The following is a 16,856-nucleotide window of genomic DNA, read 5'->3' on the forward strand; positions in this document are numbered from 1 at the left end:
CGCAAAAGTGCCACTGCTCACTTGTGACACTGTGTGTCAGGACATGCGAGTTCTGTTACATCCGACTGAGGGAGGACTCTCGTCCCCGGCAGGCCGCGAGTCAAGCGATTGCCGCGAAATGACAGGGAAAACCCGCATTGACCACGATGGTCAGCGCAATTGCTCGCGCAGCGCTTGCGGTTCCGGAACCGGAAGCCGGCAAGTGAATTTCTGACACACATATGCCACCGGCTGGTCATCGACCAACGGGCGACCGGTCAGCAGCGGGACGTCGAGACCCGGTTCGCCCTGGACGATCGCCGTCCCCCACGGCGCGGCGGTGAACGCGACGTGAAGCAACTCCGGCGAACGGCCGACGATCGCGATCTCCAACGGTCCGGCGGCCTGCGCCTCGGCCACGGCGAGCGCGCGCCCGGCGAACCGCGGCGCCCGGTTGGCGATCGCCACCGAGGCGTTCAGCGCCTGCTCGGCGGCAGTCTCGTACCGGACCGATCCGGTCAGGCTGGCCAGGGTCGTGAAGGCCCCCGCGGCCAGGCTCACCCCGGACGGCGTCGCGTTGTCGGTCGGGTCCTGCGGCCGCCAGACCAGCTCCTCGGCGTCCGCGGCCGTGTCGAAATAGGAGCCATCGGCAACGAACTGCTCGATCGTCCGGTCCAGCAGGGCCTTCGCGGTCTCGAACCAACTGAGGTCGCCGCTCACCCCGAACAGCGTGAGGCAGGCTTCGGCGTACGCCGCGTAGTCCTCGAGGACGCCGTGCGCCGTGCCGACCACGCCGTCCCGGGAGGTGCGGTGCAGCCGGCCGGTCGGGTCGAGGTGGACGCTGCGGACCAATTCGGCCGCCTGGCGCGCGGCGTCGACGTACTCGGGGTGCTCGAGGACGATGCCGGCTCGGACGAGCGCCGTGATCGCCAGGCCGTTCCAGGCGGCGACGACCTTGTCGTCCCGGCCGGGGTAGGTGCGGGTGTTGCGGACCTCCTTGAGCTGGGCGCGGATGCGCTGCCAGCGGGCGGGGTCGTCCGGGTCCTTGCGGAGCTGGAGGACCGAGGCGCCGTGCTCGAACGTGCCGGTCACGTCGCAGAGGTCGATCACCCAGGCGGCGTCCTCGGCGGACAACGCGGCCTGCAGCTCGGTCGGCGTCCAGACGTAGTACTTACCCTCTTCGCCCTCGGTGTCGGCATCGAGCGCGGAGGCGAAACCGCCCTCCGGCGTCCGGAGTTCCGTCAGGAGGAACTCGGCCGTCTCCTCGGCGACGCGGCGCGCGAGCGGCTCCTGGCTGAGCGTCCACCAGTGCGTGTAGAGGTCGAGCAGCAGGGCGTTGTCGTAGAGCATCTTCTCGAAATGCGGCACGACCCACTGGCCATCGACCGAGTAGCGCGCGAAACCACCGGCCAGCTGGTCGTACATCCCGCCGCGGGCCATCCGGTGACAGGTGTGCGCGACCATCGCCAGCGCATCCTCCGAGCCGGTCCGCCGATGGTGGCGCAACAGGAAGTCGAGCGCCATCGACGGCGGGAACTTCGGCGCCTGCCCGAACCCGGCGTCCACCGGATCGAAGTCCACCTTCAGCAGCTGCGCGGCCTTCTCGAGCTCGAACGCCCCACCCGCAGCCTGCTGCTGAGCGCCCAACTGCTCGACCACCCGGCGTCCGATGCCGTCGATCTGCTCCCGCTTCGTCTGCCACGCGTCGACCAGCGACCCCAGCACCTGCAGGAACGACGCCATCCCACCCCGCGGCTCCTTCGGGAAATACGTCCCGCAGAAGAACGGCTCCGCCTCCGGCGTCAGAAACACCGACATCGGCCACCCGCCGTGCCCAGTCATCGCCACCGTCGCCGCCATGTAGATCGCATCGACATCCGGCCGCTCTTCGCGATCCACCTTGATACTCACGAAATTCGCGTTCAAGTACTCAGCCGTCGCCTCGTCCTCGAACGACTCATGCGCCATCACATGACACCAATGACACGCCGAATACCCCACCGACAAGAACACCGGCACCCCCCGCTCCCGCGCCTCCGCGAAAGCAGCCTCCGACCACTCCCGCCAAGCCACCGGATTGTCAGCATGCTGACGCAAGTACGGGCTCGTGCTCCGACCAAGTTCGTTGGGCATGAGCCCAACGTTAGGCGGTCTGCGAAAGAGCTACGGACAGGCCCAGGGTGAGGGCCATGATGACTAGTTCGGTGGCTACTAGTTGCCAGAAGGGGGTGTTGCGGTCCATGAGGTTGCCGGTGGCTCGGTGGCGGGCGGAGTTGGCGGCGACGAGGAGGGCGATGACGGCGACGATCTTGACGATCAGGAGGGCGCCGTAGGGCTGGGAGGTGAGGGGGTCGAGGAGGTTGCCCCAGCCGCCGCCCAGGGCGGCGAGGCGGCCGGCGGCGCTGATCAGGCCGCTGATGACGAGGGCGATCGAGGAGATGTAGGCGGCCTGGTGGTAGCGCTCGAGGACGACGGGGAGGCCGCTGCGACTGGCGCGGCCGTAGCGGATCAGGCCGGCCAGGCCGCCGATCCAGGTGGTCGCGGCGATCACGTGGACGACGAGGGCCGCGCCCGCCAGGACGACGTACGACTCGTTGCGCGGGTAGGCGGTGACCGCGGTCGGGATCAGCGCGGCGATCGCGACGACGACGCCGAGGCCGGCGGCCTGGGAGGTCTCGACGCGGCGGATGCCGATCGCGAGCGCGACGACCAGGATCGTGGTGATCAGGAGCGCTTTGACCTCGGGGACGCCGAGGGCGTCGTCCAGGCGGAAGCGGACCAGGTTCGCGGGCGTGTCGAGGATGACGGCAGCGGTCACGATCGCGCCGAGGAAGGTGCAGATCGCCCAGATGATCGCCGAGTTGCTGGCGTCCCGGATCGCGCGCCGGCCCTGCGTCCCGAGCAGGCCGCCCTCCAGCCGGAGCAGGACGACGGCGGCCAGCAACGCGCCGGCGCAGCCGACCGTCGCGAGGATCGAGACCAGGCGCAGGAACGGGACCATCCAGGTCACGAACAGACTCGGCCCGCCGATCCCGACGCCGTCCTGCGGCTCACTCCCCGTGACGAGGAGCGCGACCACCAGCGCCAGCGTGGCGACCGCGATCGCACTCAATCCGCCCGCGACCAGGCGCCCGGGCATGCGATGCCGCGCGGCGCGCTGGGCGCGGGTCGCGCTCATGGCGCGTTCCCGCGCAGGGCATTCGTCGGCACGCGGCCACTATAGGGTCAGGACCAGGTGGGCAGCCCAGCTCGACACCAATTCGTTTCCGCTGACACCATCTCGTGATCGCGGTGAGAACAATCAGTGCGCTGAGGACTCCTTGGAGTCACTCTGCTGCGGGGCCGTAGGGGTCGTTGCGGCAGCGTCCGGGGCCGCAGAACTGGCGGTCGTCGCTGGGCCGGAAGACGCTGCTCGGCCGCCCTCGGCGCCGTCGAAGTCGATCTTCTTCAGCTGCTTGCCCATGTTGCGCCAGAGCAGGAACGTGGCGACACCGAGCCCAAGAACGATCAGCAGCGCGACCCAGCCGGGCTTCACCACGTTGGGGTCGATCTCGGCCGTCACAAGGTAGGTCGTCGCTGTCACGCCACCAGTCTCTCACTGTGCCACCGCCGCCTCTAGCGCAGCCCCGCGAACAGATCGTCCTCCGGCAATTCCGACTCGACCACGCTCCGGGCCAACTCGTAGTCCTCGGTCGGCCAGGCGGCCTGGTGAACCGCCAGCGGCACGTCGAACCAGGCGCCGTCCGGGTCGATCTGGGTCGCGTGCGCGAGCAGGGCCTGATCGCGGACGACGAAGTACTCGGCGCACTCGACGCGGGTGGTGATCCGGCGCTCGTTCTCCGGGTCCGGCTTCCAGTCCTTCAGCCGCTCCTCGTACGGCGACTTGAGGCCGCGGGCGATCATCTCGTCGTGCAGCGCCTTCATCCGCTCGCGGTGGAAGGTGTGGTGGTAGTAGAGCTTCAGCGGCTGCCAGGGCTCGCCGAGCTCGGGATACGCGTCCTTGTTACCGGCCGCCTCGAACGCGGCGACGGTGATCTGGTGGCACATCACGTGGTCCGGGTGCGGGTAGCCGCCGTTCTCGTCGTACGTCGTGACGACCTGGGGCCGGAACTCGCGGATCAGCTTCACCAGCGGGGCGGCGGCGTCCTCGACCTTCTGCGCCGCGAAACAGCCCTCCGGGAGCGGGGGCAGCGGGTCGCCCTCGGGGTAGCCGGAGTCGACCCAGCCGAGCCACTCCTGCCGGATGCCGAGGATCTCGCGCGCGGAGTCCATCTCCTGGCGCCGGATCTCGGTGATGTTCGCGAGCACCTCGGGGCGATCCATCTTCGGATTGAGGATCGATCCGCGCTCACCGCCGGTGCAGGTGGCAACCATCACCTCGACGCCTTCGGCCACGTACCGGGCCGTCGAAGCGGCTCCTTTACTCGACTCGTCATCCGGGTGCGCGTGCACGTGCAACAACCGCAACTCTCCACTCACAGGCACAATGGTCCTCTACTCCCGCAACCTCCTTCCTTTGGACCCCCCTTTGACCGAGTCACCCAGTACCGCGCCGGCCCCCGACCTCGACGCCCGGTACGGCCGCGATCACCGGTCCCGGCGGCCGCTGATCATCGGCGTCGTGGCAGTGCTCGCGGCGGTCGGGATCGCCTGGCTGATCTGGGCGGCGCTGATCCGGTCGACGCCGGAGGTGACGTCGCGGCTGATCGGGTTCGAGATCGTCTCGGCGACGCAGGCGAAGGCGACGATCGAGGTCGACCGGGGTGCGGCGGTCGAGGCTTCGTGCCGGTTGCAGGCCAAGGCGGCCGACTTCTCGATCGTCGGCGAGCTGACCTTGACGGTGCCCGCGGAGTCCGCGCCGCGGCAGTCGCTGCCGGCGACGCTGACCACCCAGCGGACGGCGACGTCCGTCGTCCTGATCGGCTGTACGACGGCGTCGTCCCAGCGCCCGCACTGACGGGGTTGACTTTTCGGCAAACGCGCAGGTCAGCACCGGTTTGTGGTTGACCGGACAGCTGATTCGGCAACCGATTGCTGCTAGTCGGTCGTCAAGGGTTTGGAAGACGCTTCCCGGACGTCTTTGGTCGCCTGGATCGGTGGGGTTCTGGGCCGGATCTTGCTAGGCTGACTGGATTGGTCGCCGTCGTCGACGGCGGCCAGCAGCATTTCCTGCCCACCTATCCAACCCTCAAGGAGCAGCCCATGACGCAAAGAATCGAAGAGGCGAGCGTTGTCTGGCTGACGCAGGAGGGCTACGACCAGCTCAAGGCCGAGCTCGAGCAGCTGAAGGGCCCGGCGCGCGCCGAGATCACCCAGCGGATCAGCGACGCCCGCGACGAGGGCGACCTCAAGGAGAACGGCGGCTACCACGCCGCGAAGGACGAGCAGGGCAAGATCGAGGCCCGGATCCGCCAGCTCGAGGACATGCTCCGCCGCGCCCAGGTCGGCGAGACCCCCAAGGCCGGCGGCAAGGTCGAGCCGGGTATGAAGGTCTCCATCAAGTTCGCCGGCGACGACGACGTCGAGACCTTCCTCCTCGGCTCCCGCGAGCTCCTCGCCCTGGACGCCTCCGTCGACATCGACGTCTACTCCCCCCAGTCCCCCCTCGGCTCCGCCATCCTCGGCAAGAAGAAGGGCGACAAGGCCACCTACGAGGCCCCCAACGGCAAGCCCGTCACCGTAGAGATCGTCGCCGCCGAACCCTTCACCGGCTGACCCCTCTCCCCCGCAGCGCCCCGGCCTCCCGCCGGGCCGCTTCGCATTTCGTCAGCGGCGCTGGAGGGTGCCGCGGGCGGTGACCGGGGTGTTGATGAGGTAGCGGAGCTGGTCGCGGTCGAGCACGAGGGTGATCGGCACGGTCTGGATACAGCCCGAGCCGGTGAGGATCTCTTCGGTGACCCGGATGCTGTTACTGGTGCCTCCGGCCAAGCGCCAGATGCCGTCACACCCCAGCTCGGGATACTCGACCGCCCCGAGACTGTCGCCGACGGCACCGGCCGCGATGGTGACGATCACGGTGTAGTCCCTACTGCCCGACTGGTCGATCGCACCTTGCCAGCTCCCCACGAACCCTTTGGGAACCCGGTACTGCGCGGGCGCCGCAGTCACCGTCTGCGTCGTCCGCACCGGAACCGGCGGCGTACTGACCTGTGCCGCTGTCGGCGGCGCCGTAACCGTCACCTGCGTCGGCACCGGCACCTCAGGCTGCGCTTTGTCATCCCGCGGCGCCACCGGATACTGCCAAGCCAACAACGCGATCACCAGCCCCACCACCGGGATCACGATCGCCAGAACCTTTTCCCGCGTCATACCGCCCCCATCCCCTTGCCCGTGTATCGCCCGAGCCGCCGCAGCGTTACGCGCGGGGTCAGTGGCTGGTGGCGTGGCGGTATTTGCGGACGGCGAGGGGGGCGAAGACGGCGATGATGACGAGGCACCAGAGGAGGGAGAGGAGGACTGGGTGCTGGGCGGGGAAGCCGGTGGGGCTGGCGAAGGGGGACGGGTTGCCGAAGAGGTGGCGGCAGGCGGCGACGATGGCCGAGATGGGGTTCCACTCGGCGACCGGCTGGAGGCCGCTGGGGAGGTTGGGGGTGGGGACGAAGGCGTTGGACAGGAAGGTGAGCGGGAAGAGCCAGATCAGGCCGGCCGAGGCGGCGACCTCGGCGCTGCCGACGGACAGGCCGATCAGGGCGCCCACCCAGAGCATGGCGAAGGCGAACAGGAGCAGGATGGCGAAGGCGGCCAGCGCCTGGACGAAGCCGTTGTGCCAGCGCCAGCCGACGATGAACCCGCAGACGACCATCACGACCATCACGAAGGTGTTGAAGACCAGGTCGCCGATCACTCGCCCGGCGATCACCCCGGACCTTGCCATCGGCAACGAACGGAACCGGTCGATCAGGCCCTTGGACATGTCGTCGGCCAGCCCGACGCTGGCCGAGGCGACCGCGAACGCCATCGTCTGCGCGAAGATCCCGGACATCAGGAACTCCCGGTACGCGCGCGCTCCGGGGAAGCCCGGGATCGGGATCGCGTTCCCGAAGACGTACGCGAACAGCAGCACGAACATGATCGGCTGGATGGTCGCGTAGATCAGCATGTCCGGCGTCCGCGGGATCCGTTTCAGGTTCCGCCAGGCGAGGATTCCGGCGTCCGACAAGGCGCGGGCGACCGGGTTGACCCGGGCCGGGCCGGTCGTCGTACTCATACCTGCTCCTTCTGCTCGGCCTCGTGGCCGGTCAAGGTGAGGAAGACGTCGTCGAGGGTCGGGCGGCGCAGACCGATGTCGGCGATCCGGATCCCGGCGGCGTCGAGGGTGCGGATCACGTCGACCAGGGCCTCCGAGCCGCCGGGCGCGGGCAGCGTCATCCGCCGGCTGTGCTGCTCCAGCGTGGTCGCCTCGGGGTCGCTGACGCCGAGCGACGCCGTCAGCAGCTCGAGCGCGCGGTAGGTCTCGTCAGGATCGTGGACGACGACCTCGATCCGCTCACCGCCGACCTTCGCCTTGAGCTCGTCGGCCGTGCCGCGGGCGATCACGGCGCCGTGGTCGACGACGACGATGCTGTCGGCCAGCTCGTCGGCCTCCTCCAGGTACTGCGTGGTCAGCAGGATCGTGACGCCCTCGGCGACCCGGTCCCGGATGATCTTCCACAGGTCGATCCGGGACCGCGGGTCGAGGCCGGTCGTCGGCTCGTCCAGGAACAGGACCTTCGGGTGCGCGATCAGCGAGCCGGCCAGGTCGAGCCGCCGCCGCATACCGCCCGAGTACGTCTTCAGCGTCCGGTCGGCGGCCTCGGTCAGGTCGAAGACCTCCAGCAGCTCCTCGGCCCGCTGCTTGGCGCGTTTGCTGTCCAGCCGGTACAAGCGGCCGAACATCCACAGGTTCTCCCGGCCGGTGAGCAGCTCGTCGACCGCGGCGTACTGCCCGGAGAGCCCGACCAGCGAGCGGACCGTGTCCGCCTCTTTCACCACGTCGTGCCCGAGCACGCGCGCGGACCCGGAATCCGGCTCCATCAGCGTGGTCAGCACCCGGACCGACGTCGTCTTCCCCGCGCCGTTCGGCCCGAGCAGCCCGAGCACGCTCCCCTCGGGTACCTCCAGATCGATCCCGTCGAGCGCCTTCACGACGCTCTTCCGGCTCCGGAAAGTCTTCACGAGGCCTGTCGCCTCGATGGCAGCCATCCGCCCGTCCCCTCTCAGAATGTGATGCAGGCCACCATCCTGACGGACCCCGCCGACAGTTTCACCACCTTTGCGCCACGGCACGCTGCGGGTTCGTCGCCGGACGCCGTTGACAACGCCGTCCGGCCGTCCGCAGGATGGGATCCGGCGTCGGCTTACGCCCAGCCTCTGCGGACCTCCCCCAGCGGGGTCCTCGCGATGGCGAAGGGGAATCCACCCTCAAGGCCGGTTGCGCTGTGTCCAGGCCTGAATCGCATGTCGCGTCGCTGGGGGACGAGGACGTGTCGAGGAGGCTTGTCATGACCAAGCAGGGCAGTTTCAAACGCGTCGTCCGCCGGCGGGCCCGTGAGACCGGGCAGCGGTACACCCAGGCGCTCGCCGATCTGGAGCAGATCAACCGATCGCCGTTCGCGCGGACGCGTCCGTTCGAGCATGCCGACCTCAAGGAGCACCTCGAGGCCCGGTACGGCGTCCGGATCAGCTCGCTGGCGCCGATCGACGACGATCCGGCGTCCCGGCCGCGCGGTTCCTGGCCGGGCCACTATCCGTCGACGCTGCTCGTACGGCGGGTGGACGGTCCGCCGTGGATCGCACGGGTGTTCTCGTCACCTGCGGACCAGCTCGCGCGTGTCGAGGGTGATGCGGAGATTCTGCGGTTCCTGGCCGCGCACGACTTCCCGGCGGAGCGGATCGCTCACGACGAGCCGGTGTCGCGATTCGGCGATGACAGCGGCGTGATTGTGACGCAGTTCGTGGACGGCGGCCGTCCGACCGATGAGCACGGCCGCAGCGACTCGGCCGCGGTGGCGGCGGAGCTGGGCGACCTGCTGGGGCGGCTGCACGCGCTTCCTCCGGCCGGCGGCGCTGTTGCCAGGGACGGCGGTGCGGAGGAGGCGGACGGCGGGTTCTACGTCGGCCGTCCGAAGCAGGATGTGGCCGCAGCGATGAGTTTCCTGGCCGCCGTCGAGGACAAGGTGCCGGACGCCGGGCGTGAGCAGTTCGAGTGGCTGCGCGACCAGGTCGAGCTGGCCGACGACGCCGAGGGCCTACCCGAAGCCCTCACCCACAGCAACTACCACCTCTGGTCAGCCGTCGGCTCCCCCGGCGCCCTCACCATCGTCGGCTGGGCAGGCTCCGGCCGCGGCCCCCGCCTCCCCGCCCTCGCCTGGCTCCTCCGAACCACCGCCGAAGGCAACCCAGCCAACCTGGAACCCGCCCTCCACGCCTACCGCCGCCACATCCAGCCCACCGACGAAGAACTCCGCCGCCTCCCCCAAATCCTCAACCTGCGCCCCCTCTGGCTAGCCTGCCTCGACTACCAAATGACACTCACCAACGGCGGCACCCCCAACCTCACCCAAGGCTGGCTAACCCCCACCAGCCACCCCCAAGCCACCCACCTAGCCACCCAAGCCACCAAGCTCCTGACCGAGTAGCCCCCAACACAACTCGATTCAGTCGGCGGAGATTTGGGCGGAGCCTACGAGGACTTCTACGTCGAGGGCGGCTCGGCCGCGGCCGATTTCTACGTCTTTGGATTGGCCGGAGACGGCGCCGGTCCAGTTGACGCGGCCGAGTTGGGCTTCGGTGTGGACGTGGACGTCGGAGCCGCGGCGGAGGTTGACGGTGGCCATGCCGGACTCGACGCGGACGCGGGAGCGGCCCTTGGTGAGTTGGGCGTCGAGGGTGGCGGAGCCGGCCTGGACGAGGACGTCGACGGGGCCGTCGACGTCGGTGACCTTGGCAGTGCCGGCGGTGACCCGGACACGGGTGAGGCCGGGGACGCGTTCGGCGTTGACCGAGCCGCCGGTGACCTCGACCTCGACCTGGAGGTCGGGGTTGACGCGGATCTGCAGTTCCTTGGCGAGGCCGTTGACGTGCGCCTTCAGGTCGGTGGGGTTGCGGAGCATGCTGAACCCGTCGATCGAGACGCCCATGTCGCCCTCGCTGTTGATCGCGAGGGTGTCGCCGTCCTTCTTGATCACGTGCGGCCCGTCGACGGCGACGCCGTTCACGGCGGGCTCGCCGATCAGCCGCACCCGCCGGCCGACCGCCCGGATCGTCACCCGCCGCACCCCGGACGGGATCGGCACGCTGCTGTGCTCGACCTCCTCCTCCGGCGCCTCCTCGACGACCGGGTCCGGGACGACAGCGACCGGCGGGACGGCGTCCGGCGCGTCGGTCGCGTCGGCCCAGGCGGACGCCGACGGCGTCGGGTCGGACGCCGGCGCCGCAGTGGGAGTGGACGGGGTGTCGGGCCGCAGGGCGGCGATCAGCGTGCTGGCCTCATCCGGTGACAGGTGCCCCTTGGCCACCCGGTCCAGGATGTCCTTGACGCGCCCGTCGTACCCGCTCTCATCGCTCATACACACAGTCCAGCACCCGGAAGGGCCGAAACCAATCCGGGATCACCCCGAACACCGGACCGCGGGCCCCGGGGAGTAGCCCGGGGCCCGCGGATCGCGGGTCAGGCGACCGGAGCCAGCTCGTCCTGGACGGCGGCCAGCTCAGCCGCTTCCTGCTGCTCGAGGGCCCGGCGACGCCGCAGGTCGCGCAGCCCGGTCAGAGCGATCACCAGACCAAGAACAGACACCCCGGTGACCACGGCCAGACCGGGCTTGTACGCCGACAGCATCCCGGCCGAGGTCGTGACGCCGGCCGCTTGGCTGCTGATGACGGCCGTCACCACGGCCAGGACGACGGCGCCGCCGACCTGGTTGGCGGTGTTGAACAGGCCGGACGCGAGCCCCTGCTCCTCGTCGTCCACCCCGGAGACGGCCTGGATGTTCAGCGCCGGGAACCCGATCGCGAACCCGGCGCCGATCAGCATGATGCTCGGGAAGACGGTCGCGAAGTACGCCGACTCCGGGCCGATCCGCAGCGACAGCGCGTACCCGACGACGAACAGCAGCATCGCGCCGATGATCATCTTGTCGGTGCCGACCCGGTCGGCGATCTTGCCCGCGTTCGGCGACAACCCGACCACCAGCAGACCGGCCGGCAGGAACGCCAGCGCCGTCTGCAGCGACGACCAGCCGAGCAGGTTCTGCAGGTAGAGCGTGCCGATGAACTGGAAGGCGATGTAGGCGCCGAAGACGGTCAGACCGGCCAGGTTGGCGCGGCGCAGCGCGCCGTTGCGCAGGATGCCGAGCCGGACCAGCGGGTTCTTCGTCCGCAGCTCGATCACGACGAACGCCGTCAGCAGGAAGGCGGCCAGCGCGAACATCCCGATCGTCTGGACCGAGACCCAGCCGGCGTGTTCGGCGCCGACGACGGCGTACACCAGCGAGAGCATGCCGCCGGTGACGGTGACCGCGCCGGGGACGTCGTACCCGCCGGTGACGTCCTCACGCGGGCTGTTCGGGATCAGCTTGATCGCGAACAGCAGCACGATCAGCGCGACCGGGCCGGGCATCAGGAAGGTCCAGCGCCAGCCGACCTCGGTCAGCGCGCCGCCGAGGATCAGGCCCATCGAGAAGCCGGACGCCGCACAGGTCGTGAAGATCGAGAGCGCGCGGTTGCGGTCCGGGCCCTCGTGGAAGGTGGTGGTGATGATGGACAGCGCGGCCGGCGCGGTGAACGCGGCGGCGACGCCCTTCACGAACCGCGCGGCGATCAGCAGCTCGGGGTTCGTGGCCAGTGAGCTCAGCATCGAGACCACCGCGAAGACCGCGAGCGCGATCAGGAAGACGCGGCGGCGGCCGAGCAGATCGGCGGTCCGGCCGCCGAGGAGCAGCAGGCCGCCGTACCCGAGCACGTACCCGGTCACGACCCACTGGAGCGAGGAGAGGGGAACGCCCAGATCGGCGCCGATGGACGGCAGGGACATGCCGACCATCGAGACGTCCAGGCCGTCGAGGAAGATCACGCCGCAGACCACGAGGAGGGCGCCCCACAGGCGCGCGTCCCAGGTCATGCGGGCTGGTGTGGTGTGCGTTTCAGTCACGAGCAGAGACTATTGCATGCACGCGCATCTAATGTCTAGGCATTAAATGCGTTTGCATACATTGCACGTGCATGATAAGGTCGCGACCATGACCGCCACGAAGGTCAGCGTTGAGACCACCGCCGACGTCCGCGCCTGGCGCGAGTTGCTCGCTCGGCACGCGGATATGACCTGCGCGCTCGATCGCGCGCTGCAGGCGGGGCACGCGCTCGGTATGAGCGAGTACGAGGTGCTCGAGCGGCTCGCCGAGCTGCCGGATCACTCGTCCAAGATCGCAACGGTCGCCAAGTCGGTGCACCTGAGCCAGAGCGCGCTCTCCCGGGTGATCGCCCGGCTGGAGAGCGACGGCCTGGTCACCCGCGACACCTGCACGCAGGATCGGCGGGCCGTCATCGTGCAGCTGACCGCCGAGGGGCTGCGCCGCCAGGCCGAGGCCCAGCCGACGCAGCGCGCGGTGCTGGCCGAGCGGCTGCATGCTCCGCTCCTCAAGTCCTGCGAGTAGTCACTCGCGGACGGCGCCCTCCAGCATGCCCGCGATGAAGTGGCGCTGCAGGAACGCGTAGACCAGCACGACCGGCGTCCCGACGATCACGGCCCCGGCCGCCAGCAGCGTGAACCCGGACGTGTACTGCCCGGAGAAGAACGCGAGCCCGAGCGGCGCCGTCCGCAGCGACTCCGACGTCACCATCACCAACGGGATCAGGAACTCGTTCCACGTCCACATGAAGACCAGCACGATCAGCGTCACCAGCGCGGGCCGCGCCGGCGGCACCAGGACCAGCCACAGCGTCCGCCAGGAGCCGGCGCCGTCGAGCCGCGCGGCCTCGACCAGCGCCCGCGACGAGGACCGGAAGTACGCCCGCATCCAGAAGGTGCCGAAGGCAACGGACTGCGCGACCTGCGGTAGCGCGACGGCGAGGAACGTATCGGTCAGCCCGAGCGTACGCAGATCGAAGTACAGCGGGACGACGATCGCCTCGGTCGGCATCATGATCCCGAGCAGGAACAGGTAGAACAGGACGCCGGCGCCGCGGAACCGCATCGTCCCGAACGCGTACCCGGACAGGATCGACAGCAGCACGCTGACCACCACGACAGTGACCGAGACGGCGACGCTCGTCCGCAAATAGGTCCCGAACTGGCCGATCTCCCAGGCCTGGCCGAAGTTCCCGAAACCGCTCGTCCCGCCGCCGGCGTCGTCCGGCCCGAACGCCGCGGCGACGATCGTCACGATCGGCCCGAGCGCGAACAGGCCGAAGGCGATCAGCAGCACGTAGTTGCCGATCCGCTCCCCCGCCGACGCCCTCATGCCGTACCCCGATCCGCGAGCCGGTTGACCCCGAGCGTGATCACGAAGATCAGCACCGTCAGGCAGACCCCGATCGCGGCCGCCGAGCCGACCTGCCCGAGCTCGAAGGCCCGGTGGTAGACCTCGTACGCCGGGACGCTCGTCGACGTCCCCGGACCGCCACTCGTGGTCACGTAGACCAGGTCGAACGTCCGCAGCGCCGCGATCATCGTCAACGTCACCGCGACCGCGATCTCGCCCCGGACCGCCGGCAGCACCACCGCGAAGAACTCCGCCAGCGGCCCGGCACCGTCGAGCCGCGCCGCTTCGTACCGTTCGGCCGGGATCCGCGCCATCCCGGCCAGCAGCAACACCGTCACCAGCCCGGTCTCGAACCACGTCCCGATCACACCGACCGCGGGCAGCGCGAACGCGTAGTCGCCGAGCCAGCCGCGGGCGACGTCGTCCAGACCGATCGCCCGTAGTACGTCGTTCAGCGGGCCGTCCGGCGCGTAGATGTGCCGCCAAGCCACGGCGACCACGACCATCGCGATCACCTGCGGCAGGAAGACGATCGTCCGGAAGAACGCGAGCCCACGGACGCGCGCCCGCTGCAGCACGGTCGCCAGCGCGAGCCCGATCAGCACCGGAAGCACGGCGTAGAAGCCGATCAGCACCAGCGCGTGCCCGAACGCGGCCCGCAGTCCGGCGTCCCGGACGACGTCCGCATAGTTGCTCAGGCCAACGAACTTGCCGAGGGTGATCCCGTCCCACTCGAACAGCGACAGATGGACGGCGCGGCCCAGCGGATACAGGAGAAACGCGCCGTACACGAGCAGCGCGGGCAGGACGTAGAGGTACCCGATCCGGCGCGGCTCGCCGGGTGGCGAGCTCACTTGCCGGCGAACTTGCTGTAGTCGGCCTCCAGTTTGTCCAGGAACTGTTGCGGTGTGACCTTCTTCGCGAGGAGATCCTGCAATGCGGCGCCGATCGTGTCGTACATGGTCGGGGTCGCGTAGTCCAGGTACGGGACGAGCAGCTCGGAGCCGACCGCCGTACCGAAGCCCTTGAAGATGTCACTGGCCAGCCCGGCCGGGGCCTGCTGAGCGGCGGTGTCGGCGATCGGGAGGTTCCCCGTGCTCGTCAACGTCTTCATCGCCTCCGGGCTGGTGATGAAGTTGATGTACGCCGCGGCGGCGTCCGGGTTCTTCGACTTGTTGGTGATGCCGAACGGCAGGCCGGTCCCGCCGGTGACGGACTTCGTCCCGGGCGGCAGCATGAATCCGACCTGGTCGCCGAGCGCCTTCTGCAGGTCGGCCTGCAGCCAGGTGCCCGCGATCAGGAACGCGCCCTTGCCCTTGCCGAACTCCTGCCAGGCCGGGTCGTAGCCCTGCCCGTTGAAGCCCTTGTTGAAATAGCCCTTGTCCACCCAGGACACGAGGGCCGCGGCGGCCTGCTCGTTCGCCGGGGCCTTCCAGGTCGCGCCCGGGCGGCCGAACGCCAGCTTGGTGATCTGATCGGACTCGGCGTAGTTGTCGAGCAGCGTGCCGAAGACGTGGATGGCCGGCCACTTGTCCAGGTTGCCGAACTGCAGCGGTACGTCGCCGGCCCGTTTCGCCTTGTCCAGCTCGGCTTCGAACTCGGCCCAGCTCGTCGGCGGCTTCGCGACCTTGGTCTTGTTGTAGTAGACCCCGACCACCTCGCCGACCTGCGGCAGCCCGTAGAGGTTGCCCTCGCCGAAGGTCTTGCCGTCCGCGGAGTAGCGCGAGTACTGCAACACCGAAGCCGGGTAGCGATCACCCCACTTGTACGCCTCGGCCCACTTGTCCAGCGGCACCAGCTGACCGGCCTTCACGAACTCGCCCATGTCCGAGCGCCCGTTGTTGGCCTGGACGACGTCCGGCGCGTCGTTACCCGACAGCGCCAGCCGCAGCGTCGTCTTCAGATCGTCGAACGACCGCGAGACCCGCTTGATCTTGATATTCGGGTACTTCGCCTCGAACGCCTTGATCTGCGCGGCCATCTGGGCGGCCTGCCCGCCGCGGACCTCCTGGTCCCAGACCGTCAGCTCGACCTGACCGAGCGCGGCGGCGTCCGTCCGCACGCTGCTCGGCGCGCTCGCGGGCCCGCTCGAGCTGCCCGATCCCGGCGTACAAGCGGCGAGGCTGAGCGCCACCGCGGCGATGATCGTCTTCTTCACAGGGGCTCCTCAGTTCAAGGTGTAGCTGTAACCGTTGCCGGTCAGGCCGGCCAGTACCCGATCGCGGTGCTCCTCACCTCGCAGCTCCAGCTGGAGCGCGACCTCGACCTCGTCGAGGCTCAGCGACTCGGAGATCCGCTCGTGCAGGACCTCGATGATGTTGGCGTCCAGCTCGGCGAGCTGGGTGAGCAGCGTGGCCAGACCGCCGGGGGTGTCCGGGATGCGCACCCGCAGCGAGAGGTACCGGTTCGCGGCGGCCATACCGTGCCGGATGACGCGCATCAGCAGCAGCGGGTCGATGTTGCCGCCGGACAGCACCACGACGACCGGCGGTTTGAAGGTCCGCGGCGCATCCAGGACGGCGGCCACCGCAGCCGCGCCGGCCGGCTCGACGACGAGTTTCGCGCGTTCGAGGACGAGCAGCAGCGCCTTGGACAGCGAGTTCTCGTCGACCGTCCGGACGTCGCCGACGTACGCCTGGATCGCCTCGAACGGAACCTTCCCGGGCAGGCCGACCGCGATCCCGTCCGCCATCGTCGCCATCTTCGCGAGCTGGATCGGCTCACCGGCCGCGAGCGAGGCCGGGTACGCCGCGGCTCCTGCCGCCTGGACGCCGACCACCTCGATGGGCATCCCGTCCCGCTGCATCGCGGACGCGATCCCGGCGACCAGACCGCCACCACCGGTCGGGACGACGACCGTCCGGACCTGCGGGCACTGCTCGACGATCTCCAGGCCCGTCGTCGCCTGACCGGCCACGATGTCCGGGTGGTCGAAGGGATGGATCAGCACCGCGCCGGTCTCCGCCTCGAACGCGAGCGCCGCGCGCAGACAGTCGTCGATCGACGTCCCCTCGAAGCGGATCTCCGCGCCGTACGCGCGGGTCGCCTTCTCCTTCGGGATCGGCGCGCCGTGCGGCATGAACACGGTCGCCTTGATCCCGAGCAGCTGCGCGGCCAGCGCGACCCCTTGCGCGTGGTTGCCCGCGCTCGCCGCGACCACCCCGCGGGCTCGCTCGGCCTTCGAGAGCCGGGCCATCCGCACGTACGCCCCGCGCAGCTTGAACGAGCCGGTGCGCTGCAGGTTCTCGCATTTCAGGAACACGTCGCCGCCGACCAGCTCACTCAGCCAGCGCGAGTACTCCAACGGCGTCGGCGCGACCACGTCGTGCAGCAGGTCCGCGGCCCGGGCGATGTCCTTGGCATCGATCACAACCTCACACTACGAGGAAAAGGCCCAGGCGCGGCGCTTTGCCGGCCAGC

The 16,856-nt window shown here is 69.5% G+C and carries 17 protein-coding genes; 4 read left to right on the forward strand and 13 right to left on the reverse strand.

Annotated elements, in window-relative coordinates:
- Window positions 1–150 precede the first annotated feature (150 nt).
- The 4 genes from ACZ6ZD_RS01525 to mca form a co-directional block, all read right to left on the reverse strand.
- Window positions 151–2,112, reverse strand: a complete 1,962-nt coding sequence (locus ACZ6ZD_RS01525; RefSeq protein ID WP_465667233.1) for a thioredoxin domain-containing protein — start codon at window positions 2,110–2,112, stop codon at window positions 151–153.
- A 10-nt stretch (window positions 2,113–2,122) separates the two neighbouring features.
- A complete protein-coding gene (locus ACZ6ZD_RS01530; RefSeq protein WP_465667235.1) occupies window positions 2,123–3,157 on the reverse strand; it encodes a copper resistance D family protein in 1,035 nt (344 codons plus the stop codon).
- 123 nt (window positions 3,158–3,280) lie between these two features.
- Window positions 3,281–3,562 carry a hypothetical protein gene (locus tag ACZ6ZD_RS01535; RefSeq protein ID WP_465667236.1) on the reverse strand — a complete coding sequence of 94 codons (282 nt, stop codon included), beginning with the start codon at window positions 3,560–3,562 and terminating at the stop codon, window positions 3,281–3,283.
- A gap of 32 nt (window positions 3,563–3,594) precedes the next feature.
- Window positions 3,595–4,458 carry a mycothiol conjugate amidase Mca gene (gene mca, locus ACZ6ZD_RS01540; RefSeq protein ID WP_465667238.1) on the reverse strand — a complete coding sequence of 288 codons (864 nt, stop codon included), beginning with the start codon at window positions 4,456–4,458 and terminating at the stop codon, window positions 3,595–3,597.
- Window positions 4,459–4,507: 49 nt separating this feature from the next.
- Here mca and ACZ6ZD_RS01545 point away from each other — a divergent pair, with 49 nt between their 5' ends.
- Window positions 4,508–4,936: a DUF4307 domain-containing protein gene (locus tag ACZ6ZD_RS01545; protein ID WP_465667240.1), complete on the forward strand. Its 429-nt coding sequence runs from the start codon at window positions 4,508–4,510 to the stop codon at window positions 4,934–4,936.
- Window positions 4,937–5,181: 245 nt separating this feature from the next.
- Window positions 5,182–5,694, forward strand: a complete 513-nt coding sequence (gene greA / locus ACZ6ZD_RS01550; RefSeq protein ID WP_171677394.1) for a transcription elongation factor GreA — start codon at window positions 5,182–5,184, stop codon at window positions 5,692–5,694.
- Between the two features lie 51 nt (window positions 5,695–5,745).
- On the opposite strand, the gene ACZ6ZD_RS01555 is transcribed toward greA, so the two are convergent.
- From ACZ6ZD_RS01555 to ACZ6ZD_RS01565, 3 genes are read right to left on the reverse strand one after another with little or no spacing between them, the layout of a single operon-like run.
- Window positions 5,746–6,288 carry a hypothetical protein gene (locus tag ACZ6ZD_RS01555; protein ID WP_465667242.1) on the reverse strand — a complete coding sequence of 181 codons (543 nt, stop codon included), beginning with the start codon at window positions 6,286–6,288 and terminating at the stop codon, window positions 5,746–5,748.
- A gap of 58 nt (window positions 6,289–6,346) precedes the next feature.
- Entirely contained in the window at window positions 6,347–7,186 is an 840-nt protein-coding gene (locus tag ACZ6ZD_RS01560) for an ABC transporter permease (RefSeq protein WP_465667243.1), read from the reverse strand.
- Complete coding sequence (locus ACZ6ZD_RS01565; protein WP_465667245.1) at window positions 7,183–8,160, reverse strand: ATP-binding cassette domain-containing protein; 978 nt, start codon at window positions 8,158–8,160, stop codon at window positions 7,183–7,185. Before ACZ6ZD_RS01565 ends, ACZ6ZD_RS01560 begins: the two co-directional genes overlap by 4 nt.
- Window positions 8,161–8,459: 299 nt before the next feature.
- On the opposite strand from ACZ6ZD_RS01565, the gene ACZ6ZD_RS01570 reads away from it, so the two are divergent.
- Complete coding sequence (locus ACZ6ZD_RS01570; RefSeq protein ID WP_465667246.1) at window positions 8,460–9,596, forward strand: phosphotransferase; 1,137 nt, start codon at window positions 8,460–8,462, stop codon at window positions 9,594–9,596.
- An 18-nt stretch (window positions 9,597–9,614) separates the two neighbouring features.
- On the opposite strand, the gene ACZ6ZD_RS01575 is transcribed toward ACZ6ZD_RS01570, so the two are convergent.
- Complete coding sequence (locus tag ACZ6ZD_RS01575) at window positions 9,615–10,526, reverse strand: hypothetical protein (protein WP_465667248.1); 912 nt, start codon at window positions 10,524–10,526, stop codon at window positions 9,615–9,617.
- A gap of 101 nt (window positions 10,527–10,627) precedes the next feature.
- Window positions 10,628–12,106, reverse strand: a complete 1,479-nt coding sequence (locus tag ACZ6ZD_RS01580) for an MFS transporter (RefSeq protein ID WP_465667250.1) — start codon at window positions 12,104–12,106, stop codon at window positions 10,628–10,630.
- An 88-nt stretch (window positions 12,107–12,194) separates the two neighbouring features.
- Here ACZ6ZD_RS01580 and ACZ6ZD_RS01585 point away from each other — a divergent pair, with 88 nt between their 5' ends.
- Entirely contained in the window at window positions 12,195–12,608 is a 414-nt protein-coding gene (locus tag ACZ6ZD_RS01585) for a MarR family winged helix-turn-helix transcriptional regulator (RefSeq protein ID WP_465667252.1), read from the forward strand.
- Here the strand turns inward: ACZ6ZD_RS01585 and ACZ6ZD_RS01590 are convergent, their stop codons facing one another.
- The 4 genes from ACZ6ZD_RS01590 to ilvA are packed head-to-tail and all read right to left on the reverse strand — an operon-like array spanning window position 12,609 to window position 16,806.
- Entirely contained in the window at window positions 12,609–13,415 is an 807-nt protein-coding gene (locus ACZ6ZD_RS01590; protein WP_465667254.1) for a carbohydrate ABC transporter permease, read from the reverse strand. It abuts the gene before it with no gap.
- On the reverse strand, window positions 13,412–14,290 hold the full coding sequence (locus ACZ6ZD_RS01595; RefSeq protein WP_465667256.1) for a carbohydrate ABC transporter permease: 879 nt from the start codon (window positions 14,288–14,290) through the stop codon (window positions 13,412–13,414). Before ACZ6ZD_RS01595 ends, ACZ6ZD_RS01590 begins: the two co-directional genes overlap by 4 nt.
- Complete coding sequence (locus ACZ6ZD_RS01600) at window positions 14,287–15,594, reverse strand: extracellular solute-binding protein (RefSeq protein ID WP_465667258.1); 1,308 nt, start codon at window positions 15,592–15,594, stop codon at window positions 14,287–14,289. The genes ACZ6ZD_RS01595 and ACZ6ZD_RS01600 overlap by 4 nt, the downstream gene beginning before the upstream one ends.
- Window positions 15,595–15,603: 9 nt before the next feature.
- Window positions 15,604–16,806 (reverse strand): threonine ammonia-lyase, encoded by a 1,203-nt coding sequence (gene ilvA / locus ACZ6ZD_RS01605; protein ID WP_465667260.1) that lies wholly within the window; start codon window positions 16,804–16,806, stop codon window positions 15,604–15,606.
- Window positions 16,807–16,856: the final 50 nt, after the last annotated feature.

Source organism: Kribbella sp. NPDC104218 (genome assembly GCF_055584105.1).